The following is a 24,834-nucleotide window of genomic DNA, read 5'->3' as shown; positions in this document are numbered from 1 at the left end:
ATGATTCGCCGGAGCGTGATCTTCGACGTCGGCCGCGTCCTCTTCGACTGGGACCTGCGCCATCTGTTCGTCAAGCTAATCGACGACAAGGATCGGCTCGAATGGTTCGTAACCCACGTCGTCACCCCCGAATGGCATTTTCAGCACGATGCCGGGCGCCCGCTCGCCGACATGCTGCCCGAACTCAAGGCCGCATTTCCGGGCCATGACGATCTGATCGACGCCTATGCGGCCCGGTTCAACGAGACGATCCCGGGGCCGATGCCGGGCAGCCTCGAACTGGTCGAGCGCCTCGATGCCGCAGGCGTGCCGCTGTTTGCGATCACCAATTTCGGACATGAATTCTGGGAAGCCTTCCGCCCGACCCAGCCCATCTTCGACCGCTTCCGCGATATTATCGTGTCGGGCACCGAAAAGCTGATGAAGCCCGATCCCGCGATCTACCTCCTTGCGATCGAGCGATTCGGTATCGATCCCGCGGGCGCGATCTTCATCGACGATGTGGCAGCGAATGTCGCGGGGGCCGAATCGGTCGGGATTGCCGCGCACCGGTTCATCGATACGCCGACGCTCGAGCGCGAGCTGGTGGCGCGGGGATATCTGGTGGATTGACCCGGATGAATGGTCGCGCCCTCGACTTCGAGCTCGACGGCGCTCGGTTATATCCGGGCGCTATGGCCGACATTATCGGTGAGTTGCGTGCACTTTTTGACGACCAGCCCCGGCATAGCGCGGGGATTCGTCTGCACGGCATCGAGGCTCTTCGGCCACTACTCGGGATCGAGGGACAGATAGGCACCGTCGCGGCGTCGATTATTGGCCCGAACAGCCGCGCGGTTCGCGCAATTCTGTTCGACAAGACCGCCGAGACCAACTGGTCGCTCGGCTGGCATCAGGATCGTACGATTTGCGTTCGCGAGCGGGTCGATATGGCAGGCTATGGACCGTGGACGGTCAAAAGCGGCATGCAGCATGTCGCGCCGCCCTTCGACCTCCTTTCGCGCATGGTAACGCTGCGCGTCCATCTCGACGATGTGTCTGAGAACAATGCCCCGCTGATGATCGTACCGGGATCGCACAAGCTCGGTCGCATCCCGGAGGTGGAGATCGACGCGGTGGTATCACGGCTCGGGCAGCAGCTATGCCTCGCCGAAACTGGCGACATATGGGCCTATGCGACCCCGATCGTCCACGGGTCGAAAGCTGCAACCCGTCCGGAACGCCGGCGCGTACTGCAGATCGATTTTTCGGGCGATGACCTGCCGGGCGACCTCGATTGGCTCGGCGTCTGACGCCGAGCTGACGTCCCTATTTCTCCACCCCCAGCTGCGTCAGCACAAAGGCGAATTCCTCGGCATCTTCGCGCAGCGCGCCCCAGCGGCCCGACTTGCCGGCGTGGCCCGCGCCCATGTTGGTGCGTAGCAGCAAGGTCGCATCGTTGGTGCGCGTCGCGCGCAGCTTCGCGACCCATTTGGCGGGCTCCCAATAGGTCACGCGCGGATCGTTGAGGCCTGCCGACACCAGCATGGGCGGATAGGCCTTCGCCGTCACATTGTCGTAGGGGCTGTAGCTCAGCATATAGTCGAACGCGGCCTTGTCGGTGATCGGATTGCCCCATTCGGGCCATTCGCCGGGGGTCAGCGGCAGCGTCTCGTCGACCATCGTGTTGATCACGTCGACGAAGGGGACGCCCGCAAGCACCGCGCCCCACAGCTCGGGCGCCTGATTATAGACCGCGCCCATCACCTGCCCGCCCGCCGAGCGGCCCTCGATCGAAATCTTGCCCGCGCTCGTATATTTCGCGGCAATCAGCCCCTTGGCGACGTCGATGAAATCGTTGAACGTATTCTTGCGCTCGGTCGTCTTGCCCGCGAGATACCAGGCGCGGCCGAGGTCGTCGCCGCCGCGGACATGTGCGATCGCATAGATCATGCCGCGATCGACGAGGCTCAAACGCGTCGTCGAAAAGCCCGGCGAGACACGGTAGCCGTAGGAACCATAGACATAGAGGTGCATCGCCGCGCTGCCGTCGCGCGGCGTGCCCTTTTTGTAGACGAGCGACACCGGGACCAGCGTGCCGTCGCGCGACGGCATGTGAACCAGTTCGGTTGCATAATCGTCATGATTATAACCGGAAGGAATCTCCTGGACCTTCAGCGTCTCGAGCTTGCCGTTCGCGAGGTCGTAATCGAACACCGTGTCGGGGGTGACCATCGATTCATAGTCGAGCCGCAGCTTGTCCTGATGATATTCGGGATTGTCGCCGAGCCCGGCGACATAAGTCGCCTCCGGGAATTTGATCCGGCCTGGGGTGAGCGGCGCGTCATATGCGCGGATATCGACCTGATCGACGCCCTTCTCGCGCGATTCGAGCACGAAATAGTCGCGAAAGATCGACAGGTCGGTGAGATAATTGTCGTCCGACCCGGGGATCAGCGTCGTCCACGTCCCCGGCGCCTTGATGTCGGCGGTTGCGACGCGGAAATTGGGATGCTCGTCGTTGGTGTGGATGTAGAGCGTGCCCTCGCGCTCGTCGACACTGTACTCGCGGCCCTTCTGGCGCGCCGAAACGAGCTGCATCGGCGCTTCGGGGTTGTCGGCGGGGAGCAGGTAAACCTCGCTCGTCTCGTTATCGCCCGTCGCGATCACGATATAATTGTCGGCAGCGGTCTTGCCGATCCCGACGCCGAAACCGATGTCGGGCTCCTTATAGAGCAATTTGTCTTGGCCGACCGGGGTGCCGAGCTTGTGCAGCCGGACATTGTCGGTGCGCCAATTCTCGTTCGCGAGGCCATAGAGGATCGCGTCGCCCGCCGACGTCCAGACGAGCGACGACAGGGTACCGGGAATCGTGTCGGGGAGCAGTTCGCCGGTTTCGAGGTTGCGGATGCGTGCCTCGAACCGTTCCGATCCATTATCGTCGAACGAATAGGCCATCAGCTTGCCGTCCGGGCTGACCGACACTTCGGCGAGGCGGAAATATTCCTTGCCCGCCGCCATCGCGACTTCGTCGAGGATCAGGACGGGCTCGCCGCCCGCGGCGGGCCGCCGATACCATTTCTTATACTCGGCGCCCTCTTCGAACTCGACCCAATAGACCCAGTCGCCGTCCTTCTGCGGCACCGACGAATCGGCTTCCTTGATCCGGCCCTTCATCTCCTGAAACAACGTTTCGACGAGCGCGGCGTGCGGCTTCATCGCGGCGTCGAAATAGGCATTTTCGGCTTTGACGTAATCGAGCACATCCTTGTCGTCGATCACCGGATAGCTCTCATCCTTCAGCCAGTGATACGGATCGGACAGCGTCTTGCCGTGCAGCGTCATCTCGTGCGGGCGCTTTTCCGCGACGGGCGCGGCGGGCAGGGCGGGGGTCGGGCTGGTCAATGCGGCGTCTTTCTCTTTGGCGAAAAGCGGGGGGGCAAGCAGGGGCGGCGATGCGACAAGCGGGGTGGCAATTGCTGCCAGAAACATCCAAATAGCGCGCATCACAAATCCCCCGCGGTGTCGCCCCCTGTGGGCGGGATCGGCCGATGTAGGAATAAGGAACGTCTGATGTCCAGCGCCATCCATGCAGAACGCCTTGCGCGCGTGCGCGCCGAACTCTCACGCCGCGGTCTCGACGGCTTTGTCGTGCCGATCAGCGACGAGCATATGAGCGAATATGTCGGCGACTATGCGCAGCGCATGGCCTGGCTGACCGGCTTCGGCGGCTCGGCGGGAACCGCCGCGGTGCTTCCCGAAAAGGCCGCAGTGTTCGTCGACGGGCGCTACACGGTGCAGGTGCGCGACCAGGTCGACGGAACTTTGTTCGACTATGTCGGCGTGCCGCAGTCGAGCGTCGCCGAATGGCTCGGCGTCAATGTGAGCGCGGGGCAGAAGGTCGGTTACGACCCGTGGCTGCACAGCATCGACTGGGCGCGGGGCCTCGCAAAGGCGCTGGCGGCGAAGGGGGCGGCCCTCGTCGCGGTGACGCCGAACCCGCTCGACGCGGCATGGGACGACCAGCCCGCGCCGAGCGATGCGGTCGTGACCGTCCACGACGCCGCGCTCGCGGGGCAAGGTGCGGTCGAAAAGCGCGAGATCATCGCCGACTGGCTGAAGGCGAACGGCCTCGACACCACGGTAATGACGGCGCTCGATTCGATCGCCTGGACCTTCAACATTCGCGGCACCGACGTCAGCCACACGCCGGTCGGGCTTTCCTTCGCGCTGCTCCACGCCGATGCGACCGCCGATCTGTTCATTGCGCCCGAAAAGCTGACCGACGCAGTGCGCGCGCATCTTGGCAACAGCGTACGGATCCACGATCGCACGGCGTTCGAAGCGGCGCTCGCGGACCTTGCGGGCAAGAAGGTGGCGGTCGATCCCGACCGCGCCGTCGCGGCGATCTTTACCGTGCTCGAAGCCGCCGGTGCGAAGATCGCCCGCCACCGCGATCCGGCGGTTCTGCCCAAGGCGATCAAGAACGACGCCGAATTGAGCGGCACGCGCGCGGCGCATGTCCGCGATGGCGCCGCGGTGTCGCGCTTCCTCAAATGGATGGAAGAGGTGGCGCCCGAGGGCGGGCTCGACGAACTGGGCGCTGCGGCGAAGCTGCGCGAGTTTCGCGAGGAGAGCGGGGTGCTGAGGGACCTGTCGTTCGACACGATTTCGGCCGCCGGTCCGAATGGCGCGCTGCCGCATTACAAGGTCGATGAGACGACCAACCGCGCCATCGAGACCGGTACGCTCTACCTCGTCGATTCGGGCGGCCAATATGCCGACGGCACGACCGACATCACGCGCACGATCGCGATCGGCACGCCGACCGCCGAAATGCGCCGCCGCTTCACGCAGGTGCTGAAAGGCCATATTGCGCTTGCGACCGCACGCTTCCCCAAGGGGACGCGCGGCAGCCAACTCGATATCCTGGCACGGCAATATCTGTGGGCCGACGGGGTCGATTATGCGCATGGCACCGGACACGGCGTCGGATCCTATCTGGCGGTGCACGAAGGGCCGCAGCGCATCGCCAAGCCCGCGGGAGGGCAGGCGGGAACCGAGGAGCCGCTGCACGCCGGCATGATCCTGTCGAACGAGCCTGGCTATTACAAAGCGGGCGCTTTCGGCATCCGCATCGAAAATCTGGTTGTCGTCACGCCGGTCCGCATCGCGGGCGCCGAAGAGGATATGCTGGGGTTCGAGACGATAACCTTTGCGCCGATCGCGCAAAACCTTGTCGATGTGTCGCTGTTGTCGGCGGCCGAGGCCGACTGGCTCGACGCCTATCATGCCGCGGTGCTGGAACAACTCGGCGCGGGAATGGCGGGCGAGGAGCGCGACTGGCTGGAAGCGGCCTGCGCACCGCTCGACCGCGCGCCTGCTGCGCTGGCCGCCTGAGCGCGCGCGCATGACCGAGCATCGCAGCGACGTCCCACTCACCGATTTCCGCGTGCAGGAGCGCGTTCGGGTGCGCTTCAACGAGATCGACGGCCAGAATATCGTCTTCAACGCCAATTATCTGGTCTATGCCGACATCGGCGTCACCGAATATTTCCGGTCATTGGGCGAGGGGCAGCCGGGACCCTATTTTCACCAATATGGTACAGACATTCGCGAGACGCATTGCGAAATCGACTATCATGCGCCCGCGCGTCTCGACGAGCTGATCACGATCGCGGCGCGAATCAGCCGTTTCGGCCGGACGAGCTTTACGGTCCATTGCGGCGTTTTCCGTGGAAATGAGCGGCTGACAGACATCGAGATCAGCTATGCGCATCTTGATACCGACAGCGGAAAGCCGACGCCGCTGCCGGGCAGTTTCATCGCCGAAGTACGGCGATTCGAAACCCGGACCCCGACGCAGGACTGAGCGGTTTCCGCTTTACGCCCAAGAAAAGGAACCGAATCCGCCCTCTCAACCAAAAAAGTCGAAAAAAAAGGGCCACCCGAGGGTGGCCCGTGAAAGTTTTGGGAGAGGATGCCTAAAAGGCAAGTGTGATATTGCACTGCACAATGAATGTTGCAACTGCGAAAAGAGCATCCGCACTTGCATTTTTTGCAATCGATAACGTTCCCAGCGATCGTCCGGCGCAATCGACCGATGTTCGCGGCCCCTCGCAAAATGGCGCGACATCGCCTAAACTGCCGCGATGAGGATGTTTCAAAAACCCGACATCGGCGGCGGCGTGTCCGATTTCTGGGCCTATATCCGCGAACCCCGGCCCCATCGATGGGCGATTTGGGGCGTCGCGCTGGCGCTGACCTGGCTCGTTTTCAATGGGGTCGAGCAATATCTGATCCCCTATGAAAAGCCGAAGGCCCAGATCATCTATTTCGAAAACTGGACCGCGAACCGCAGCGCCGCCGAGATTCGCGCCGACTGGGTCGCGCGCGCCAAGGAAACGACGCTGCAGAACGCAAAGAAGCGCGCCGAATATCAGCGCTTCGCCGACAGCCTTGGCATCGAATATGATTCGAGCGAAGCCGACAAGGTAACGCGCGAAACGCTGGGCGAGGAAGCGGCGGCGGCGGCGAAGAAAAAGCCCGAGCCGGTGCCGATCCGCTCGACGCTCGCCGAACGCGCCGCGCGCGGCGCGCAGCCCAAAACCGCCGACTGATCGCGGTGAAACGTTTGCCGACCGATGCCGACTGGATGGCGGCGGCGATCGCCCTGTCGCGGCGCGGCCGGCCGGCATCGGCGCCCAATCCCAATGTCGGTTGCCTGATCGTCAAGGACGGCAAGGTCGTTGGACGCGGCTGGACGCAGGCAGGCGGGCGTCCGCATGCCGAGGCGGCGGCGCTCGTCGCAGCGGGGGGCGCGGCATGCGGCGCGACCGCCTATGTCACGCTGGAACCCTGTGCGCACGCCAGCTCGCGCGGCCCGGCGTGCAGCGACCTGCTGATCGCCGCGGGCGTCGCGCGCGTCGTCATCGCCGCGCAGGACCCTGACCCGCGCACCGACGGCAGGGGCATCGCGAAATTGCAGGCGGCGGGGATCGAGGTGCTGTTCGATGTCCTGCCCGCCGAAGCGCGCGCCGCGATGGCGCCGTGGTGGACGCGGCAAGGCGAAGGCCGGCCGTTCGTCACGCTCAAGCTCGCGACCTCGCTCGACGGCTGCATCGCGCGCGCCGACGGGACGAGCCGCTGGATCACCGGCGAACGCGCGCGTGCGCACGGCCATCTCGAACGCGCGCGGCATCAGGCGATCCTCGTTGGGCGCGGAACGCTCGACGCCGACGCGCCACAACTCGACGTGCGCCTGCCGGGGCTCGAAGATCGCAGCCCGCAGAAATTACTTCTCACTCGCGGCACCGCCCCTAATGGCTGGACCGCCGTGGCGTCGCCCGACGCGGTGGACGATGTCGATTCGCTGCTCGTCGAGGGCGGCGCGGGTGCGGCGGCGGCCTTCCTCGCCGCCGACCGCGTCGACCGCCTGCTGCTTTATCGGGCGCCGATCCTGATCGGCGATGGCAAATCCGCGCTCGGCGATATCGGCCTCGCCGATCTGGCCGATGCGCACGGGCGCTGGCGGCTCGACGACAGCCGCATGCTTGGCAGCGACCGGCTCGACGTCTACGAGCGCATCAGGATCATTTGAGGACGCTTTATGTTCACCGGCATCATCACCGACATCGGCACCATCCGCAGCCGCGAGGATCGCGGCGACGCGCGGCTCGTCATCGGCACCGCCTACGACGTGGGGACGGTCGATCTCGGGGCTTCGATTGCCTGCTCGGGCGCATGCCTGACCGTCGTCGACAAGGGGGCCGACGGCGACGGCCACTGGTTCGCGATCGACGCGAGCGGCGAGACGATTGCGCGCACCGCGCCGGGAATGTGGGAGGCGGGCCGCCGCCTCAACCTCGAACGCGCGCTGAAGATCGGCGACGAGCTGGGGGGGCATATCGTCACGGGCCATGTCGACGATATCGGCCGCATCGTGTCGGTCGAGCCCGTCGGCGACAGCGTCACCGTCACCGTTGCGGCGCCCGCGTCGCTTGCGCCGCATATCGCGCCCAAGGGGTCGATCACCGTCGATGGGGTGTCGCTGACGGTCAATGAAGTGACCGATCTGCCGGACGGCGAGGCGCATTTCACGCTTAACATCATCCCGCACACGCAGGAGATGACGACGCTGGACGAAGCCGCGGCGGGGCGGCCGGTCAATCTGGAGATCGATATCCTCGCGCGTTACCTAGCACGGATGCAGGCGCGCCGCGCCTAGAGCTGCTACCGACCTTCGATCCAGTTAGCCGCCAGCTCGGGATCGGCGGCGAGCATCGAGCGGCGCATCGCGAGCCGCCCGATCCGCAGCAGTTCGGCTTTTCGTCGCGCGGGGGCGAGGTTGCAGTTTGCGGCTTCGCGTACGACTGCCGCACCATAGCGGTCGGCGATGATCAATCCCGAGCTTTCGGGGCGATAGTCCTCGGTTTCGAGGATCGCCGGGTCGAGACCGGAGGCGAGCGCCCAATAGAATCGGTCGCACCAGTCACAATAGTCGGGCCATTTGCCGTCGCCGTGCAGGTCGGCGCGGCTGACCTTGATCTCGACGATAGTGATATTTCCCTTGGCATCGATGGCGGTGAGGTCGGTGCGCCGCCCGTTGGGCAGCGTGACCTCCGGAATCGCGACCAGTCCCTGCTGTGCGAACAGCCGGCACACGCCGCGCGCGACATCGGCGGCGGTCAGCAGCTCGCTCATCGCTCAGCCGATCCTCAGAAGGGGACGTCGTCGTCCAGGTCGTCGTCGAACGGCGGGCGTCCGCCGGCCGCGCTGCCGCCGCCGCCCTGATTCCAGCCGCCGCCCGATCCGCCGCCGCCGGGGGAGCCGCCGCCCTGATCCCAGCCGCCGCCGCTCGACGAACCGCCGCCCCAGTCGCCGCCGCCGCGCGATCCGCCGCCGCCGCCGGGCGCGCCGTCGAGCATGGTCAGCGTGCCGCCCATGCCCGCGATCACCACCTCGGTCGTGTAGCGGTCGTTGCCGTCGCGGTCCTGCCACTTGCGGGTGCGAAGGCTGCCTTCGATATATACTTTCGAGCCTTTTTTGAGGTAACGTTCGACGACGCCGACCAGCCCTTCGCCGTTGATCACGACATTATGCCATTCGGTGCGCTCCTTGCGCTCGCCGGTCATCCGGTCCTTCCACTGTTCGCTGGTGGCGATGCGGATATTGGCGATCTTGCCGCCATTCTGGAACGATTTGATTTCCGGATCGGCGCCGAGGTTGCCGATCAAAATTACCTTGTTGACGCTGCCAGCCATCGCCGCTCCGCTCCGCTAGAAAGTTGGGAGGATCAGCCTAGGCCAAAGGCGACGGCTGTCCAGTAAGTGATTCCAGCAGCGGCATAGGCGAGCAGGAACAAATAGCCAACCATGAAGAGGGGCCATTTCCATCCATTGGTCTCGCGGCGGGTGATCGCGATCGTCGAGATGCACTGCGGCGCAAAGACGAACCAGGCCAGGAAGGCGAGCGCGGTCGCGAGACTCCACTTGCCTTGCAGCCGTTCGCCCAGCGTCTCGGCCATCGCTTCCTCGTCGCCATCGGCGTCAATCGCATTCGCGGTCGCCATCGCCGACACCGCGACCTCGCGCGCCGCCATCGCGGGGATCAGCGCGAGCGCAATGTCGTGGTTGAACCCGACCGGCGCGACGACGACTTCGAGCCCGCTCGCGATACGGCCCGCGACGCTATATTCGACCTGGCTTTCACCCTCGGGCGCTTGTGGAAAGGTGAGCAGCAGCCACAGGACGACGGTGGTCATCGCGATGATCGTGCCCGCGCGGCGCAGGAAGATCCACGCGCGCTGCCAGAGGCCGAGCGCGATGTCGCGCAGTTGCGGCATCTGGTAGCGCGGCATTTCCATCATGAAGCCCGCGCCCGCGCCCTTGGCGACCGTGCGGCGGAGAGCAAAGGCGACGACGAGTGCGCCGACGATGCCCGCGAGATAGAGGCCGAAAAGCACGAGCCCCTGTAGCCCGATGCCGGTGCCGCCGACGCCGCGGTTGGGGATGAAGGCCGCGATGATCAACGCATAGACCGGAAGCCGCGCCGAACAGGTCATCAGCGGCGCAATCAATATCGTCGTCAGCCGGTCCTTTTCGTCGGGGATTGCGCGCGTCGCCATGATGCCGGGGACCGCGCAGGCAAAGCTCGACAGGAGCGGGATGAAGCCGCGCCCCGACAGGCCGACCTTGCCCATCAGCCCGTCCATCAGGAAGGCGGCGCGTGTCATATAGCCCGACGCCTCGAGGAGCAGGATGAAGAGGAAGAGGATCAGGATCTGCGGCAGGAAGACGACGACCGCGCCGACGCCCGCGAGCAGGCCTTCGACGACGAGGTCGCGCAGGAAATTCTGCGGGATGTTGTCGACGACCCATGCCTGCATCGTCCCGACAAGGCTTTCGAGCGCGTCGGCGGGCGGCGCGGCCCAGGCATAGACCGCCTGGAACATCACGAACATCAGCGCGAGCAGGATGACCATGCCGAGGACCGGATGGAGCACGATATTGTCGACGCGCTGCGTCCAGCGGCGTACCGGCGTTTCGCTGACGATCGCGGCCTTCGCGATTGCGCGGGCGCGCTGGTGGAGCGCGGCGTCGTTGGCCGGCGGTGGCACCGCGCCGCGCGGCTGGTGCGACCGGATCGCGCCGTCGACCGCAGCAAGCAGCTCGGCGAGCCCGCGCCTCCGCACCGCGACGGTCGACACGACCGGCACGCCGAGCTCGCGCGACAGCCGCTCGGCATCGAGCGTCAACCCGTCGCGCGCGGCAAGGTCGACCATGTTGAGCGCGACGACGGTCGGCAGGCCGAGCGCGAGCAGTTCGAGCGCGAAGCAGAGATGGTTGTCGAGGTTCGCGGCGTCGAGCACGACGATCAGCGCGTCGGGGCGCGCCTCGCCTTCCTGCTTGCCGAGGATGACGTCGCGCGTCACCGCCTCGTCGAGGCTCGCGGGCGTCAGGCTGTAGGTGCCGGGCAGGTCGATCAGCGACAGCGGGCGCCCGTCGACGAAGCTCGCATGCCCCGCCTTCCGCTCGACGGTGACGCCGGGATAGTTCGCAATTTTCTGTCGCGCGCCGGTCAACGCGTTGAACAGGCTCGACTTGCCAGCATTGGGATTGCCGACGAGCGCGATCGAGGGGATGGCGCCGGTCATGCCACACCCGCCTGGTCGACGATGTCCTCGACGGTGATCGCGGCGGCCTGCCGCGCGCGGATGATCACCTTCATGCGTCCTACGGTGAGCGCGAGCGGGTCGCGCGAAAAGATGCTGCCGCGGTGGTGTGGCGTGACCTCGCACCCTTCGATCAGGCCGAATTCGCGGAGGCGCCGCCCCTCGTCATCGGACATCGCGGTCCAGTCGATACTTGCGATCCGTACCATCACGCCCAGCGGCGACTTGTCGAGAAAAGCAGTCATTTGCGAGCGATTATCAATAACAATCGACTCGCGCCAGCCCCTATCTTGGGTAATCAGCGCCCCGGATAGCGCAAGCGACCGATAAAGCGCGCGAGGCTTGGCCGTTCGCCGCTGCGCGCCGCGCGGCGATGCTTCCAGCTTTCGAAGCGCATCACCTGGCCGATCCGGCGCGCGAGGAAGGCGCGCGTGTCGGCGTGACCCTCGCTCTCGTCGTTCAGGAACACCGCCATCGTCGAGGCATAGACGGCGCCGAGAATCGCGCGTTTGCTGTAATGATTATAATCGGTCGCCGTATCGCCCGCGAGGCGCCACATATGGTCGGCGGCGCGCCAACCGAGCTTCGCGGCGTGCGGTGCGTTGGTCGGCAATGCGAGCAGCGCGAGCGCCCGGCGGAGCGATTCGCGGTGCGGGGCAAGCAGCTCGAGGCGCGTTTCGACGAGCGTTGTGATGCGGTCGCGGATCTTGAGCGCCGCAAGTTTTTCGGCGGGCCAGCGCGCGTCCATCGCCGCGTCGATATCGGCGAACCAGGCATCGACCATGTCGCGTCCGCCGCCGGGAAAGGCGAGCCGCGCAACATCGGGATCGACGCCGACGCGCGCCGCGCCGTCCGCCAGCGCGGCATCGCCGAACCCGTCGAAGGCGGCCGATGCGGCAATCAGCGGCGCGAGCGCTGCGCGAATCTCGTCGAGGGTGGGGTCGGCGGGAAGGGTCGAAGCCATGACGTTCAGATAGGCGCCGCGCGGCGGCTCGGCAACCTTATCAGCACCAGCGCCGCGCCGACCATCATGCCGCCGAAAATATCGACCGTGCCCAGCCGTTCGTCGAACATCAGCCAGCCGGCCAGCGCGGCGATCGCGGGCTGAACCAACAACGTCAGTCCGAGGACGAGCGGCGGGAAGCGCGGCAGCGACCAGATCATCAGCCCCTGGCCGACGACCTGACTGGTCAGCGCCAGCAGGATGAGGGGCGTCCAGTCGCGCGGCACGATCGTTTCGCCCAGCGCCAGCGCGGTGCCCAGCAGGACGGGGACGCAAACGACCGAGGCGACACCGAGCGCGGTCCACGGCGCGAGCGTACCGCGAACGCGCTGCATCAGGATGACGTAACAGGTGTAGAACAGGCCCGCGAGCAAGCTCAAAAGATCGCCGAGCAGATAGTCGGGCGACAGGTCATAGCTTTGCCCCATGAGCAGCGCGGACCCGGCGAAGGCAAGCAGCACGGCGACCGCCTGCCAGCCACGCGGCAGGGTGCGCGTCAGGAATATGCCCCACAGGACGAGCAGCAGGCTGGCGCAATTGCCGAACAGGGTGGCGTTGGCGACCTTGGTATGGAGGATGCCGATGTGCCAGGCCGAGAGGTCGAGCGCGAAAAAAATGCCCGCGACCGCAGCGACGAGCACCGCCGGGCGCGGCGGCGTGCGCCGGTCGCTTTCGCGCCATGCGAACAGCAGGATCAGCGGCAGCGCGATCGTCATACGCCAGAATGCCGACGCGGTCGGCCCCGTGTCGGCGAGGCGGACGAGCATCGCGCCGAGCGACAGCGCGACATTGCCGCCAAGCAGCGCGGCGAACGCCCAGCGGCCCGCCCCCTTGCCGGCGCGTTCGTCAATCCTGTCCATCTTCGCTGTCATTTAGATTTTCTTTTGCTACGTACCATTGTGCCGGCACCGCTGCGTCCATAGCTTCGCGGGCCATAGCGACGACCATCGGGGTCGCCCATGAAAAAGTGAAACGTGGAGGAAACATGGCCGTATCACTGTTCGATCCGATCAAATTGGGCGCGATCGACGCGTCGAACCGCATCATCATGGCGCCGCTGACGCGCGGCCGCGCCGGACCGGGCTTCGTCCCGAACGAACTCGCGCGCGACTATTATCGCCAGCGCGCCTCGGCGGGGCTGATCATCTCCGAAGCCACCGGCATTTCGCAGGAGGGCCTTGGCTGGCCGAACGCGCCGGGGCTGTGGACCGACGCGCAGGTCGAAGGCTGGAAACCGGTGACCGACGCCGTGCACGAAGCCGGCGGGCGGATCGTCGCCCAGCTCTGGCACATGGGCCGACTGGTCCATTCGGTGTTCAACGACGGCAAGCAGCCGGTGTCGGCGTCGGCGACGAAGGGCACCGGGCGCGCGCATACGCCGGTCGGGCGGCTCGACCTCGAAGAGGCGCGCCCGCTGCGCCTCGACGAAATTCCGCGCGTGATCGGCGATTATGTCAAGGCCGCCGAAAATGCGAAAAAGGCCGGGTTCGACGGGGTGCAGCTGCACGGCGCGAACGGCTATCTGATCGATCAGTTCCTGCGCGACGGATCGAACCTGCGCGACGACGATTATGGCGGTCCGGTCGAGAACCGCATCCGCCTGCTGCGCGAGGTGACCGAGGCGCTGATCGGCGTGTGGGGCAAGGACCGCGTCGCGGTGCGCCTGTCGCCCAATGGCGAGACGCAGGGCGTCGACGACAGCGCGCCCGAAAAGCTGTTCCCGGTCGCCGCCGCAGCGCTCGATGCGCTTGGCATCGCTTTCCTCGAGCTGCGCGAACCCGGTCCCGACGGCACCTTCGGCAAGACCGATGTGCCCAAGCAGTCGCCGGCGATCCGGCAGGCGTTCAAGGGCCCGCTGATCCTCAACAGCGACTATGACGTCGCGCTTGCCGAGGCAGCGCTGGAAAGCGGCGCGGCCGACGCGATCGCCTTCGGACGGCCCTTCATCGGCAACCCCGACCTGGTCGAACGTATCCGCAGCGGCGCCGAATGGGCCGCCGACAATCCGCAGACCTGGTATTCGCCGGGCCCCGTGGGCTACACCGATTATCCGGTGCTGGTGAACGCCTGACCCGGACGAGCCGCTCCCGGTTGTGCGGGGGCGGCGTCTAGCCCTTCTGGGTGATCGCCTTGTCGATCAGGCCGGCGCCGATCGGACCCAGGATATTGCCCCCGAAGCGGAACAGCAGGAATGCCGCGACAAGAAGCAGGATCGGGGCGATGAAAAGCGCTACGATCGCGGCGATCAGCGCGACGAAGAACAGCGTCATGAAACCGCCGGTCAATTCGCGCTGACCCTGCGAACCCAGTTCGATCGTGCGCGGGCCCTTCGCATCCCACCATTTGCTCGTGACGATCGTCTTGCGAGTGTCCGCGGTCGGCGGCGGGCGCGTGGGGTTTCTCGCCGGTCGATGCGCCGTGCCTCTCGGTTTCTGGCCCCACGGCTGCTTGCGGGTCATGTCGGCCAAGGCTGCCGCCATCCGTTCGTTCGGCAAGCGTGCCGGCTGGCGCTGGGGCTCCGGCGGGGCGATCACGGCCGGTGCGAATTCGGCCGCAGCCTGGCGCGATGCGGGCAGGATCCGCTCATTCCCTATCCGCCGGTCATGCTCGGCCATGCGCTCGGCCGCACTCGGCGGCGTCTGACCGGTGTCGGCGTCGATCACCACCAGCCGCCCGCCGCGTTCGACGACGGAAAAACGGCTGGGGGGTGGGCGATCAACCAATGCCGAATTGTTCCTTCAGAGCCAGCATCGCGAGCGCGGCCTTTGCTGCCTCGCCGCCCTTATCCTTGCGCGTCTTGTCGGCGCGCGCAAGCGCCTGTTCTTCATTCTCGACCGTCAATATGCCGTTGCCGATGGCGAGGCCGTCGAGCGTCAGCGCCATGATGCCGCGCGCGCTTTCGTTCGACACCACCTCGAAATGATAGGTTTCGCCGCGGATCACGACGCCGAGCGCGACATAGGCGTCAAAGCGCCCGGCATCGGCGGCCAGCGAAATCGCGGCGGGTATTTCGAGCGCGCCGGGGACGGTAACCGTCTCGTGGCTGTGCCCCTCGGCATCGAGCGCGCTGCGCACGCCGTCGAGCAGCATGTCGTTGAGGTGCGAATAGAAACGGGCTTCGACGATCAGGACATGCGCCATCAGGCTTCTCCGGGAATGGGGCGTTCGCCGACGATCGACAGGCCATAGCCTTCGAGGCCGACGATATTGCTGTGGGTGGGGGTGAGCAATTCCATCGCATGCACACCAAGGTCGGCAAGGATTTGCGCGCCGATCCCGTAAGTGCGCAGGTCCATGCCGCCCGAGGCGGGCGGAATCGCGTCGGCATCGGCCGATCCGGGCAGCGGGCGCATCAGCATCACGATCACGCCCGAACCCGCTTCGCCGATCGCGTCCATCGACCGCTGCAGGCGGCGCTTCTTCGGCCCGGGCCGGCCCATGATATCGTCGAAGATCGATACCGGATGCATTCGGACCAATGTTACGCCTTCGGGATCGACCGGCCCTTTTTGCAGCACCAGATTGACGCTGCCGTCGATCTTGTTGCGATAGGATTTGAGCCGCCAGTCGCCGCCATAATCCGATTCAAACGGTTCGTCGGCGACGCATTCGACCAGCCGGTCGGTGCGGTTGCGATAGGCGATGAGGTCGGCGATGGTGCCAATCTTCAGCCCGTGGCGCCGCGCAAAGGGGATCAGGTCGTCGAGCCGTGCCATCGTGCCATCGTCGTTCATGATCTCGCAGATCACGCCTGAAGGGTTGAGCCCGGCGAGGCGCGCAATATCGACCGACGCCTCGGTATGGCCCGCGCGCACGAGGACGCCGCCGTCGCGCGCGATCAGCGGGAAGATATGGCCGGGCGTGACGATATCGTCGCGGCCCTTGCCTGCGTCGATAGCCACGGCAACGGTACGCGCGCGATCCCCCGCCGAAATGCCCGTGGTCACGCCTTCGCGCGCCTCGATCGACGTCGTGAAGGCGGTTTCGTGGCGCGTGCCGTTGTTGCGGCTCATCAGTTCGAGCCCGAGCGTGTCGACGCGCGATTTGGTGAGGGTCAGGCAGACGAGGCCGCGGCCGTGCGTCGCCATGAAATTGATCGCGTCGGGGGTTGCCATCTGCGCCGGAATGACGAGATCGCCTTCATTCTCGCGATCCTCGTCGTCGACGAGGATGAACATGCGCCCGTTGCGCGCCTCGGCGATGATCTCTTCCGGCGTCGCCATCGGCGAGATGTCGCTGCCGGTGGCGAGCCAGTTTTCCAGCTTGCGCAGCGTTTCGGCGGTGGGGTTCCAGCCGGGCGATTCGAGGTCGCGCAGGCTGTTGGCATGCAGCCCCGCGGCGCGGGCAAGGCCCGAACGCGACATGGAACCGTCGTCGACGATAGCGCGGATGCGCTCGATGAGCTGTGTAGACATGATTTGCATGTCTCACATCATAATGTGATTGTCAATTCAGTTATCACATTGAACTGGTCAATTAGGCCCGATCTGCGGCCCGAAGTCGCGGATCGGCGCGTCGGGTTTGGTGTCGAGGATCGCCGTAATCTGTCCGGTCCGGTCGTCGCGCTTGGCATAATCACGCGCCGACATGCCGGCGACATGGTCGGTCTTGTCGGGGTCGGCGCGGTTGCGCACCAGAAACCGCACCATTGCGGCGTTCTTGGCCTGGACCGCCAGTATGAGCGCGGTTTCGCCGCGCCGGTTGGTCTGGTCCACCGGCGCCTTGCGCTCGATCATTTCCTGCGCGCCGTCGGTGAAGTTGAGCAGCGCCGCGTGCATCAGCGGGGTCATGCCCTGCCGGTCGCCGATCGAGGGATCGGCATCCTTGCTCAGCAGAAAGCGCAGCCAGGTGATGTCGCGCCGCTTGGTCACGATCGCGAGCGCGGTTTCGCCGGTGTCGGGATGGCGCGTGTTGACGAAGGAGGGGTCGTCCTTCAGCGCCTCGGTCGCCTTGGTTCCGTCGCGGTTGTCGACCGCCTGGAGGAAGGCGTAGCCGCCGCGGAATTGCGCGGCGGCCGGGCCATGGAGCATTCCCGCCGCGGCCAAGGCGGCGAGAAGGAAGGAGGCGAGACGAAACTCCGCGCGTCGAAACATGATAGGGCGACCCTTGAGGCGATTTGTCCATCGCGCACGCGACGACAAGAGTTGATTTTCGGCGGCCAGCCGACCAAGGCTGGCTGCATGATGAATATCGCAGATATCGGACAAAAGCTTGTCCGCGCAAGCCTGATCCTGCTTTTTGGCGCCGCGCTCGCGGCGTGCAACGCGCCGGGCGATGCGCCTTCGGCAAAGCCGCCGCTCGACGGTGCGCGCATCGGCGGCCCCTTCACCCTGACCGATCAGAATGGCAAGACGGTTCGCGACACGGATTTTGCGGGCCGCTATCGCCTTGTCTATTTCGGCTACAGCTTTTGCCCCGATATCTGTCCGGTCGACCTGCAAAAGCTGATGCGCGGGCTGTCGATGTTCGAAAAGGCCGATGGCGCGCGCGGCGCGAAGGTGCAGCCGCTGTTCGTCACTATCGACCCCGAACGCGACACACCCGAAGCGCTGAAACCCTTTGTCGCGCGTTACCATCCGCGGCTGCTCGGCCTCACCGGGACGCCCGAACAGATCGCCAGCGTCGCAAAGGCCTATGTCGTCACCTATAACAAGGTGCCGGGTTCGGCCCCAGACCGTTACCTGATGGCGCACAGCCAGCTGGCCTTTCTGATGGATCCGGACGGCAAGCCCGTCGCGCTGCTGCCGCTCGACGACCCTTCGTCTGACGTGGACGAAGGCGCGCCCGACAAGGTTGCGGCCGAGCTGGCGAAGTGGGTGAAATGATGGTCCGCGAGGCGCAACCCTTCTGGGAAGCGCCGCTGGCCAGCCTCGACGCCGGGCAATGGGAGGCTTTGTGCGACGGTTGCGGCAAATGCTGCCTGCACAAGCTCGAGGACGAGGATAGCGGCCGCATCTATCCGACCAACGTCGCGTGCCGCCTGCTCGACCTCTCGACCGCGCGCTGTAGCGATTACAAGCATCGCCGCCGTCATGTTCCCGATTGCCTGACGCTGACCAAGGCGAAGGTCGACGACCTTGAATGGCTGCCGCAAACCTGCGCCTATCGCCTGCGTGCCGGGGGCGAGGCGCTGCCCGCCTGGCATTATCTGGTCTGCGGCGACCGCGATGCCGTGCACCGCGCGGGCGAATCGATCGTCGGCTGGACGGTCGGCGAGGATGTGGCCGGGCCGCTGGAAAATCATCTTGTCGAACGCATCGTCTGACTTTGCGTCCGACGGACCGCACATCCGTGTGGGTGACGACGCCTGGCCGGTGCGTGTCGTGCGGCACGCGCAGTCGCGCCGCTATCGGCTCGTCTTCGACGGCGCGCGCGGCGAATTGCGGCTGATCGTCCCGCGGCGCGCCAGCGAGCGCGCGGCGCTCAAATGGGCGGACGAGCAGCAGGCGTGGCTGGCCGAACAGGTCGGCAAGGCGGTGTTGCCCGTCATCGTCGGCCCCGGCGCGGCGATCCCGTTCCGCGGCGTCGAGCGCCGTGTACAATGGACGGCCACTTTGCCGCGCGCGATACGGCTCGACGCGAACATATTGCATCTCGGCGGCCCGGCCGAGACAGTGGGGCGGCGCATCGAACGCTGGCTGAAGGCCGAGGCGCTCGACCTGATGGCGCGCGAAAGCCACGAAATTGCGGGGGCGGCAGGTCTGTCGGTCGGCCGTGTTCGCGTCGGCGACCCGCGCAGCCGCTGGGGCAGCTGCACGTCGGAAGGCGACCTGCGCTATAGCTGGCGGCTGGTGATGGCGCCCGATCATGTCCGCCGCGCGACGGTCGCGCACGAGGTCGCGCATCTTCGGCACATGGACCATGGCGCGGCGTTTCACGCGCTGGTCGACCGGCTGCACGACGGCGATGTCGCCGCGGCGCGCGGCTGGCTGCGGCGCGAAGGCCGGAGCCTCCACCGCTATCGCTTTACGGCCTAATATGCATCGCCAGGCTGGTTGCGCGCCGGGGATGTCCTGGCCGACGGCGGCGCGATCTTGGGCGGGGCGGGCGCCTTGGGCGCGGCGCCGTTCTTCGGTGCGCTGACGCTGTCGGCCGGGGCCCGGCGTCCCGTCTGCTCCTCGATCCACTGCTGGTTCAGGATCGGACCTTCGTCGGCGGGCGGCGGCACATCGCCGTCGTCCGGCACCGACGGGGCAGCGGGCAGCTCGATCGGCATGCCGTTCTCGTCGACGAAACCCTCTTCGCCCGGCTCGCCCAGATAGGCCTCGCCCTCGTCCTCGAGCTGCCATTCGGGCAGCACGACCTCGGTGTCGAATTGTTCGACCGGACGCCGGGCGACCGCGACGCGCATATAGTCGGCAAAGGCCCTCGCCGGCGCGCGGCCCCCCTGAAGCCCGCCGACGGCCTTCGCATCGTCGCGGCCCATCCACACGCCGGTGGTGATGCCGCTCGAAAAGCCCAGGAACCAGCCGTCCTTGTTGCTCGACGTTGTGCCGGTCTTGCCCGCGACGGGGCGGCCGATCTGCGCCGCCCTGCCGGTCCCGGTATTGACGGCGGTCTGGAGCAGGTCGGTGATCCCGGCGGCGACCCAAGTGTCGACCAGGACCTGCCCGCGTTCGGCGGGGCGCTGGTACAGCAGGCGCCCGTCGGCGGTCGTCACCTTGGTGATGCCGTAGGGCTGCACCGAAACGCCCTTGCGTGACACGGCGGCAAAGGCGGCGGTCATGTCGATCACGCGCACTTCGGCGCTGCCGAGCACCATCGACGGGTGCGTGTTGATCGGAGTGGTGATGCCGAAGCGGCGCGCCATATTGGCGACCGAGGAAAAGCCGACTTCGTCGCCGAGCTTTGCCGCCACCGTGTTGACCGAATAGGCAAAGGCGCTGCGCAGGTCCATTGTTCCCGCGAAGCGTCCCGACGAGTTGCGCGGGCTCCAGCCGTTGATCGTCACGGGTTCGTCGACGACCGGATCGTCGACCTTATACCCCGCCTCCAGCGCCGCCATATAGACGAACAGCTTCCACGCCGATCCCGGCTGGCGCAGCGCCTGCGTTGCGCGGTTATAGTTGGAGGCGACATAGTCGGTGCCGCCGACCATCGCGCGCACGGCACCGTCGCGGTCGAGCGAGACAAGCGCGCCCTGCACGCCGCGCGGGGTATTCGCCTGGATCGCCGCGGTCGCGGCGCGCTGCATGCCGAGATCGATGGTGGTATAGACGTCGAGCGCCTCGCTGCCCTCGTCGATCAGCATGTCGAGTTGTGGCAGCGCCCAGTCGCTGAAATAGCGCGCGCTGTTCTGCCCCGTTTCCTTCGCGAGCTGAACGTTGGCGGGCTCGGCGGCATCGGCCTGTGCCTGCGTGATGACGCCGGCATCGACCATGACGCTCAGCACCACACCGGCGCGGCCCAATGCGGCCTGCGCGTCGGCGGTCGGCGAATAGCGCGACGGCGCCTTGACCAATCCGGCCACCACCGCCGCTTCGGACAGCGACATTTCGGTCGCGCTATGCCCGAAAAAGCTGTTCGATGCAGCGTCGATGCCATAGCTGCCGCCGCCGAAATAGACCTTGTTCAGATAGAGTTCGAGGATCTCGTCCTTGGAGAATTTCCATTCGAGCGCGAGCGACAAGATCATTTCGCGCATCTTGCGAGCCCAAGTATAGCTGTTCGACAGGAAGATGTTGCGGGCGAGCTGCTGCGTGATCGTCGATGCGCCCTGCATGCGGCGCCCGGTGCCGTAATTCTGGGCCGCGAAAACCGCAGCGCGCGCCATCCCCACGGGATCGACGCCGGGGTGGTAGCGAAAGCGCCGGTCCTCGACCGCGACCATAGCATCCTGCATCACCTGCGGTGTTTCGCGCAGCGTCAGCCAGCGGCCGTAATTGGGGCCCAGCGACAGGAAGACGGTGCCGTCGGCGGCGCGGACGCGGATCGTCTGCCCCGCCGGCGATTTCTTGAGTTCCTCGAAACTCGGCATGCGCTGCACCGCGATGCCGACCGCCACGCCGAGCGCGACGAGGGCGACGACCGCAAGGCCGAGACCCCAGCGGAAAATGCGGCGCAGCCACACGCGCCAGCGCGGCGGGTCGCCGCCGGGCGTGCCGCTGCGCTTGCTGGACGATGACGATTTATTCGACGAAGCCTGCTGTCGTTCGCGGCGCAAAGCCAGTATTCCTTCCCTCGCGTCGCCCCTGATGCGTCAGTGGCGAAGGCCGTGTCAGCCTTCGCCGGTTGACGCCTCATCCGGCGAGCGGTCCGCGAAGTCAAGCGCCGCGCTGTTGATGCAATAACGCAGACCTTCGGGTCCGGGGCCGTCGGGAAAAACATGGCCGAGATGGCCTTCGCATTTGGCGCAGCGCACTTCGGTGCGGATCATGCCGTGGCTCATGTCGTGGTGTTCGGTCACGGCATGGTCGCCGGCGGGCGCGGTATAGCTCGGCCAGCCCGATCCGCTGTCATATTTGGTGCGACTGTCGAACAGGGGTTCGCCGCAGCCGGCGCAGCGATAGACGCCATCGCCCTTGTGGTCGGTATATTTGCCGGTGAAGGCGCGCTCGGTGCCGCCTTCGCGCAGCACATGATGCGCCATCGGGTCGAGCTCTTTGCGGGTGACGGGATCGGTCATGATAGATCTCCTTCGAGGGCGGGCCGCCGGGGCGGGCGCCGGTCATTGTCCGTAATATCGGTCGGTGGGCGCGCTGCCGCAAGGGGCGGAGGGAATCAGCCGCCGCGGATGCGCGTCGTTCGAGAGACTATTCGCACCAACGACGGAAAAAGTGACGCCGCCGCCGTCATCGCGCCCGCGCCGTGCCGGTTTTCGCCGAGCCGCCATACGAGGTTCGCGAGCGCGAAGGGGCGCGTCATGCGCGCCGCGAGCCTGCGCTGAAAGCCCGGTGACGCCGAGCCGCCGCCGTCGCGCCACGCCACCACGGCAGCGTCTGCGCTCGCGACGGCGAGCCCCATGCCCTCGCCAGCGAGGCTCGGGATGACCCCCGCCTGGTCGCCCAGCCGGAACAGGCCGGGCGCCGTCTCGGCCGTCCGCCAGCCATAGGGAACGTGGCCGATCGCATCGACGCCGCGCGATCCGTCCGCGTGCGCAAGGCGGTCGCCCAGATGCGGCAGGGCGTCGCCCAGCGCGCGGAGCAGCGCAGCCGGATCGCCGCCGGCTTCGTCGAGCCGCGATTTGTGGACCGCTAGGCATAAATTGCCGCTGCCGCCCTCTTGCTGCACGAGCCCCGCATAGCCCCGGTCGAACAGGTGCAGTTCGACTGCGTCGCCGACGAGCCGGTCGAGCGCCGGGTGGGGCGGCAAGCGTAGCCGCAGGCCCATAACAGGGTCGGTCCGCTGCCATTTGTCGGGTTCGCGTGGAAAGCCGCGAAAGCCATGCTTGCCCGCGGCGAGGAATATCGCGGGTGCCCGCAATATCGCGCCGTCGCGCGTCTGCACCGCGCCATTTTCGAGCATAGTTGCGTGGACGCCTCGTTCGAGGCCGGCCCCGGCGGCCATCGCCGCTGCCTGCAACGCGCCGTCGAGCGTTCGTCGCGACACGCCCATCGCTTCGCCCGGCAGCGGCGTTTCGCTTTGCCGCAGTCCCGCGAACAGCCGTACGCGCCGGACCGTCTGCCCGCTGAGCGCAGCGCGGTGGATCCCTAGCGCATCGAGCCGCGACAGCGTCTGCCAGCTCAGGAAACCGCCGCACAGCGCGTCGTCCGTTTCGCGCGCGCGTTCGAGCAGCAGCGCGCTTGCCCCCGCGCGGGTCAGCCCGATCGCTGCCGCCGACCCGGCCGGCCCGGCGCCGACCACGATCGCGTCGTTCACCGGATGCGCTCGACGCAAAGCCGGTAGGGAAAACTGCGAAAGATGCGGCAGCCGGGCGCCGCTTCGGGCAGTACTTCGTCCAGCATCGTCCGCCATTCGCTGCGGCGGAAGCTGCGCCCGACCGACAATTGCCCGTCGCGCCGGACGATCGGATCGACCCACGCCAATGCCGCGAGCAGCGGATAGCCGGCAAAGGGCAGACGTTGGCGGTGCAGGTCGTTGACCAGCCAAGCTCGCGCCGCCTCGCGCTCCATGAAGTGCAGGAACTCGCTACGCTGCGCGGGCGTCATATGATGGGTGACGAGGCTGGACAGGATGATGTCCCAGCCCTGTCCCGCGAGCGCGCGATAATCGCCGGTGATCAGCCGCGCCCGCCCGCCGAGCCGCACCGCTGCCACCGCCTCGCTCTTGCGATTGAGGTCGACGCCGACCAGATCGAGCGCGATTCCCCGCTTATCCCCCCAGCGTGCGATCCGCGCGAGCATGTCGCCCGCGCCAAACCCGACGTCGAGGATGCGCCAAGGCCGTTCGCCTACACCGCGCTTGCGCACCCGGTCGAGGAAGCCAAGCGTCGGGCGCGGCGCCATCGTCAGCCCGTTGATCCGCGAGAGATCGGCGAGCACCTTCGCATAGCGTTCGGGGGCTAGATCAGCGGCGTCCATCTCCTCTTCGCGTGCGATCGGGACACGCAGGCTGGCGAAGGGATTCATGCCCGGAACCGGATCGCTTCGGCGGCGAGGCCGGGGCCGAAGGCGATCGCGATCCCGTCGCCGCGCGCGCCGCGCGCCATCATTTCGGCGAGCACGAACAGGATCGTCGCCGACGACATGTTGCCGAAACGCGCGAGCACCGACCGGCTGTCGGCCAGCGCCCGCGGATCGGCGGCCAGCGCATGTTCGACCGCATCGAGTACCGACCGCCCCCCGGCGTGGACGGCGAGCAGCGGCGGCGCCTGCGTATCGCCGAACAACGCCTGTTGCACCCCGGACACGCCGAGCGCTTCGCGCAGCCGTCGGGGCACCTCGCCCGACAGCGTCATTTCGAAACCCTTGTCGCCGATGTCCCAGCGGATCAGCTCGGCGCTGTCGTCCAGCGCGAGGCTCCGCCCCTCGCCGAGTTCGAGCCCGTGCGGCGCGGCCGATACGATCCCCGCCGCCGCGCCGTCGCTGAACTGGAGCATCGCGAGCAGGGGCTCGGGCGCGTCGGCGAGGCTGAGGTGCAAGGTCGACAATTCGACGCTCACGACCAGCACGACCGCGCGGGGTTCGGAGCGCACGATATGCCGCGCGCTGCGCAAAGCAGTGACCCCGGCATAGCAACCCATGAAGCCGATCAGCACGCGCTCGACGGTGGCCGAAAGGCCGAGCCGCCGCGCGATGATCTGGTCGATCCCCGGCGCGACGAACCCGGTGCAGCTCGCGACGACAAGATGCGTGATGCGCGCCGGATCGAACGCGTCGCCAAGCGCGGTGATCGCCTGCATCGCCAGCTCGGGCGCGTGGCGCGCATAGGCGGCCATGCGCGCCGAGGTCGGTGGCAGGCCGGCGACGTCGTAAAAGCCGCCGGACGCCACGGGCGAGCCCCCGTCCGCAGTCGGGGGCAGAACCGAAAAGCGACGCTCGATTCCCGATCGCGCCGCCATGCGGGTGAAGATCGCGCGCATCCGTTCGTCGGCAATGCGCGGCGTTGCCCAGTCGATAAAGGCCTGATGGACGTCGTGGCCCGGCACCGCGGTGGCGAGGGCGTTCAATCGGGGGGCCGGCGGGGTGTCCATCGCGCACATGTGACCGAAAAGCCGGGCACTGGCCAGCGATTAGCGCGCGCGCCGATTTACGCGGGCTTAACCATGGCCGGGTTAGCG

General features: G+C 66.7%; 27 protein-coding genes. 11 read left to right on the top strand and 16 right to left on the bottom strand.

Features of this window, described 5'->3' with window-relative positions; translation table 11 throughout:
- Together HDC35_RS09930 and HDC35_RS09925 are read left to right on the top strand one after the other, a co-directional pair.
- Complete coding sequence (locus tag HDC35_RS09930; RefSeq protein ID WP_184646176.1) at positions 1-612, top strand: HAD family phosphatase; 612 nt, start codon at positions 1-3, stop codon at positions 610-612.
- Positions 613-674: 62 nt separating this feature from the next.
- Positions 675-1,292, top strand: a complete 618-nt coding sequence (locus HDC35_RS09925) for a phytanoyl-CoA dioxygenase family protein (protein ID WP_260397645.1) — start codon at positions 675-677, stop codon at positions 1,290-1,292.
- Between the two features lie 16 nt (positions 1,293-1,308).
- Here the strand turns inward: HDC35_RS09925 and HDC35_RS09920 are convergent, their stop codons facing one another.
- Entirely contained in the window at positions 1,309-3,471 is a 2,163-nt protein-coding gene (locus tag HDC35_RS09920; protein ID WP_184646561.1) for a S9 family peptidase, read from the bottom strand.
- A gap of 81 nt (positions 3,472-3,552) precedes the next feature.
- On the opposite strand from HDC35_RS09920, the gene HDC35_RS09915 reads away from it, so the two are divergent.
- The 5 genes from HDC35_RS09915 (at position 3,553) to HDC35_RS09895 (ending at position 8,206) form a co-directional block, all read left to right on the top strand.
- Entirely contained in the window at positions 3,553-5,379 is a 1,827-nt protein-coding gene (locus tag HDC35_RS09915; protein WP_184646172.1) for an aminopeptidase P family protein, read from the top strand.
- A gap of 10 nt (positions 5,380-5,389) precedes the next feature.
- Positions 5,390-5,851, top strand: a complete 462-nt coding sequence (locus tag HDC35_RS09910) for a thioesterase family protein (protein WP_184646170.1) — start codon at positions 5,390-5,392, stop codon at positions 5,849-5,851.
- A 280-nt stretch (positions 5,852-6,131) separates the two neighbouring features.
- Positions 6,132-6,599 carry a hypothetical protein gene (locus HDC35_RS09905; protein ID WP_184646168.1) on the top strand — a complete coding sequence of 156 codons (468 nt, stop codon included), beginning with the start codon at positions 6,132-6,134 and terminating at the stop codon, positions 6,597-6,599.
- 35 nt (positions 6,600-6,634) lie between these two features.
- Complete coding sequence (gene ribD, locus HDC35_RS09900; RefSeq protein WP_184646559.1) at positions 6,635-7,579, top strand: bifunctional diaminohydroxyphosphoribosylaminopyrimidine deaminase/5-amino-6-(5-phosphoribosylamino)uracil reductase RibD; 945 nt, start codon at positions 6,635-6,637, stop codon at positions 7,577-7,579.
- A 9-nt stretch (positions 7,580-7,588) separates the two neighbouring features.
- Entirely contained in the window at positions 7,589-8,206 is a 618-nt protein-coding gene (locus HDC35_RS09895) for a riboflavin synthase (RefSeq protein WP_184646166.1), read from the top strand.
- A 5-nt stretch (positions 8,207-8,211) separates the two neighbouring features.
- Here the strand turns inward: HDC35_RS09895 and HDC35_RS09890 are convergent, their stop codons facing one another.
- From HDC35_RS09890 to HDC35_RS09865, 6 genes are read right to left on the bottom strand one after another with little or no spacing between them, the layout of a single operon-like run.
- A complete protein-coding gene (locus HDC35_RS09890) occupies positions 8,212-8,682 on the bottom strand; it encodes an MmcB family DNA repair protein (RefSeq protein WP_184646164.1) in 471 nt (156 codons plus the stop codon).
- A 14-nt stretch (positions 8,683-8,696) separates the two neighbouring features.
- Positions 8,697-9,242 carry a single-stranded DNA-binding protein gene (gene ssb / locus HDC35_RS09885; RefSeq protein WP_184646161.1) on the bottom strand — a complete coding sequence of 182 codons (546 nt, stop codon included), beginning with the start codon at positions 9,240-9,242 and terminating at the stop codon, positions 8,697-8,699.
- A gap of 32 nt (positions 9,243-9,274) precedes the next feature.
- A complete protein-coding gene (locus HDC35_RS09880; protein WP_184646160.1) occupies positions 9,275-11,134 on the bottom strand; it encodes a ferrous iron transporter B in 1,860 nt (619 codons plus the stop codon).
- Complete coding sequence (locus HDC35_RS09875; RefSeq protein WP_184646157.1) at positions 11,131-11,397, bottom strand: FeoA family protein; 267 nt, start codon at positions 11,395-11,397, stop codon at positions 11,131-11,133. The genes HDC35_RS09880 and HDC35_RS09875 overlap by 4 nt, the downstream gene beginning before the upstream one ends.
- A gap of 53 nt (positions 11,398-11,450) precedes the next feature.
- A complete protein-coding gene (locus HDC35_RS09870) occupies positions 11,451-12,116 on the bottom strand; it encodes a COQ9 family protein (RefSeq protein ID WP_184646154.1) in 666 nt (221 codons plus the stop codon).
- A 5-nt stretch (positions 12,117-12,121) separates the two neighbouring features.
- Positions 12,122-13,027: a DMT family transporter gene (locus tag HDC35_RS09865; protein ID WP_260397644.1), complete on the bottom strand. Its 906-nt coding sequence runs from the start codon at positions 13,025-13,027 to the stop codon at positions 12,122-12,124.
- Between the two features lie 113 nt (positions 13,028-13,140).
- On the opposite strand from HDC35_RS09865, the gene HDC35_RS09860 reads away from it, so the two are divergent.
- A complete protein-coding gene (locus tag HDC35_RS09860) occupies positions 13,141-14,226 on the top strand; it encodes an alkene reductase (protein ID WP_184646152.1) in 1,086 nt (361 codons plus the stop codon).
- Positions 14,227-14,263: 37 nt separating this feature from the next.
- Here HDC35_RS09860 and HDC35_RS09855 read toward each other — a convergent pair whose 3' ends face one another.
- Genes HDC35_RS09855 through HDC35_RS09840 form a run of 4 tightly spaced genes read right to left on the bottom strand, consistent with a single transcriptional unit; the run spans position 14,264 to position 17,248 of the window.
- On the bottom strand, positions 14,264-14,878 hold the full coding sequence (locus tag HDC35_RS09855; RefSeq protein ID WP_184646150.1) for a hypothetical protein: 615 nt from the start codon (positions 14,876-14,878) through the stop codon (positions 14,264-14,266).
- A complete protein-coding gene (ribH, locus tag HDC35_RS09850) occupies positions 14,871-15,296 on the bottom strand; it encodes a 6,7-dimethyl-8-ribityllumazine synthase (RefSeq protein ID WP_184646148.1) in 426 nt (141 codons plus the stop codon). Before ribH ends, HDC35_RS09855 begins: the two co-directional genes overlap by 8 nt.
- Positions 15,296-16,570, bottom strand: a complete 1,275-nt coding sequence (gene ribB / locus HDC35_RS09845; protein WP_184646146.1) for a 3,4-dihydroxy-2-butanone-4-phosphate synthase — start codon at positions 16,568-16,570, stop codon at positions 15,296-15,298. The genes ribH and ribB overlap by 1 nt, the downstream gene beginning before the upstream one ends.
- A gap of 57 nt (positions 16,571-16,627) precedes the next feature.
- Positions 16,628-17,248 carry an ankyrin repeat domain-containing protein gene (locus tag HDC35_RS09840; RefSeq protein ID WP_184646144.1) on the bottom strand — a complete coding sequence of 207 codons (621 nt, stop codon included), beginning with the start codon at positions 17,246-17,248 and terminating at the stop codon, positions 16,628-16,630.
- 87 nt (positions 17,249-17,335) lie between these two features.
- On the opposite strand from HDC35_RS09840, the gene HDC35_RS09835 reads away from it, so the two are divergent.
- The 3 genes from HDC35_RS09835 to HDC35_RS09825 are packed head-to-tail and all read left to right on the top strand — an operon-like array spanning position 17,336 to position 19,132.
- Positions 17,336-17,980, top strand: a complete 645-nt coding sequence (locus HDC35_RS09835) for an SCO family protein (protein ID WP_184646142.1) — start codon at positions 17,336-17,338, stop codon at positions 17,978-17,980.
- Positions 17,977-18,420, top strand: a complete 444-nt coding sequence (locus HDC35_RS09830) for a YcgN family cysteine cluster protein (protein ID WP_260397643.1) — start codon at positions 17,977-17,979, stop codon at positions 18,418-18,420. The genes HDC35_RS09835 and HDC35_RS09830 overlap by 4 nt, the downstream gene beginning before the upstream one ends.
- Positions 18,401-19,132: a M48 family metallopeptidase gene (locus HDC35_RS09825; protein WP_260397642.1), complete on the top strand. Its 732-nt coding sequence runs from the start codon at positions 18,401-18,403 to the stop codon at positions 19,130-19,132. Before HDC35_RS09830 ends, HDC35_RS09825 begins: the two co-directional genes overlap by 20 nt.
- Here the strand turns inward: HDC35_RS09825 and HDC35_RS09820 are convergent.
- The 5 genes from HDC35_RS09820 to HDC35_RS09800 form a co-directional block, all read right to left on the bottom strand.
- A complete protein-coding gene (locus tag HDC35_RS09820; RefSeq protein WP_184646138.1) occupies positions 19,129-21,318 on the bottom strand; it encodes a PBP1A family penicillin-binding protein in 2,190 nt (729 codons plus the stop codon). The two genes, HDC35_RS09825 and HDC35_RS09820, sit on opposite strands and share 4 nt — an antisense overlap.
- Positions 21,319-21,372: 54 nt before the next feature.
- A complete protein-coding gene (gene msrB / locus HDC35_RS09815) occupies positions 21,373-21,780 on the bottom strand; it encodes a peptide-methionine (R)-S-oxide reductase MsrB (RefSeq protein WP_184646136.1) in 408 nt (135 codons plus the stop codon).
- A 95-nt stretch (positions 21,781-21,875) separates the two neighbouring features.
- A complete protein-coding gene (locus HDC35_RS09810; RefSeq protein ID WP_311770749.1) occupies positions 21,876-22,973 on the bottom strand; it encodes an FAD-dependent monooxygenase in 1,098 nt (365 codons plus the stop codon).
- Positions 22,970-23,683, bottom strand: a complete 714-nt coding sequence (locus HDC35_RS09805; protein ID WP_260397641.1) for a methyltransferase domain-containing protein — start codon at positions 23,681-23,683, stop codon at positions 22,970-22,972. The genes HDC35_RS09810 and HDC35_RS09805 overlap by 4 nt, the downstream gene beginning before the upstream one ends.
- Positions 23,680-24,747 carry a type III polyketide synthase gene (locus tag HDC35_RS09800; RefSeq protein ID WP_409437942.1) on the bottom strand — a complete coding sequence of 356 codons (1,068 nt, stop codon included), beginning with the start codon at positions 24,745-24,747 and terminating at the stop codon, positions 23,680-23,682. Before HDC35_RS09800 ends, HDC35_RS09805 begins: the two co-directional genes overlap by 4 nt.
- Positions 24,748-24,834 lie beyond the last annotated feature (87 nt).

This window comes from Sphingopyxis sp. JAI128, assembly GCF_014207235.1.
Taxonomy (GTDB): domain Bacteria; phylum Pseudomonadota; class Alphaproteobacteria; order Sphingomonadales; family Sphingomonadaceae; genus Sphingopyxis.
The sequence above is the reverse complement of the archived record's forward strand: the minus strand, read 5'-3'. Positions and strand labels throughout refer to the sequence as shown.